Genomic DNA, 1,237 nt, shown 5'->3' with positions numbered 1-1,237 from the left:
GGCTACGAAGATCTGAATGATCATGAAGCGCTTCGCTTTGATCAGGCACTACAAACCGCCACGGGGAATGCCTCGACTCTGGCCGGCAAGTCCACGCTTTGTCGAATGGAGCAGGCGATGGATCGGCAAACCATTGTCAAAGCGCATGAGTTGCTCTGGCACCACTTTATCGAGCAGCATGAGAAGCCGCCCAAGGAAATCGTGCTGGATTTTGACGGCACCGATATTCCGGTGCACGGCGACCAGCCGGGTAAGTTCTTTAACCGGTATTACGACCATCACTGCTACTTCCCGCTTTACGTCTTCTGCGGTAGGCACTTGCTGGTGAGCTATCTGCGCACCAGCAATCGAGGTGATGCCCGGCACAGCTGGGCCATTCTGGCGCTGCTGGTGCGATTTATTCGCGAGTATTGGCCACAGACCCGGATCGTGTTCCGGGGCGACTCCCACTTCAGCAAGCCCCGACTGCTGGCCTGGTGCGATCGCAACCAGGTGGATTACATCGTAGGCATGGCCCGCAACCAGCGGCTGGAGGCGCTTGCCGCCCCAGCCATGGACAAAGTCCGGACCTACTACGAGGCTCATGGCCATAAGCTCGCCAGCACCTTCCGCTTCCGCTACAAAGCCCGAAGCTGGCATAAGCCACGCTGGGTGGTTGCGCGCCTGGAATATGGCCCTCAAGGCCCGAACCCCCGGTTCGTTATCAGCTCCCGCTACGATGACGGATTCAAGCTCTACTACGAACAGTATTGCGCACGGGGTGATATGGAGAACCGGATCAAGGATCAACAACTGGATCTGTTTGCCGGTCGCACCTCCAGCACACACTGGTGGACCAACCAGTGGCGGCTGATCTTATCCGGCTTCGCCTACACCCTGTTCGAGCGTTTGCGGGTGCATCTGAAAAACACGCCCTTCGAACGTATGAGTGCCGGCACCTTGCGCTTGAAGCTGATCAAGGTTGGCGCAGTCATCATCCGCAACACCCGCCGAATACGGGTGTTGATGAGTGATAGCTATCCACACAAGAACGATCTCTCAGCACTGGTTCAGCGCTTGGTGCCCCAGTAGATAATCGGGCTCCCCCGGCCCGATACCAATGGGGGAAAGGGGGAGTTGTGCCTGAATGCCGGAAACTGGCTAAATAATCGCCAACTTCGACCATGACCACTCGGATCTGGCACTACCAGGCTTGGTCTGCGAAGGTTGTTGGAGCACTATGAGAAATCCGGGCTAG

General features: G+C 57.2%; 1 protein-coding gene. It reads left to right on the top strand.

Annotated features, from left to right (window positions below; translation table 11 throughout):
- A partial coding sequence (locus Q673_RS32955) for an IS1380-like element ISMaq3 family transposase (protein ID WP_008174531.1) occupies positions 1-1,071 on the top strand: 1,071 nt, incomplete at its 5' end.
- Positions 1,072-1,237: the final 166 nt, after the last annotated feature.

Source organism: Halomonas sp. PBN3 (assembly GCF_000475415.1).
Lineage (GTDB): Bacteria > Pseudomonadota > Gammaproteobacteria > Pseudomonadales > Halomonadaceae > Halomonas > Halomonas shengliensis.
This window is presented reverse-complemented; position numbering and strand designations above follow the sequence as displayed.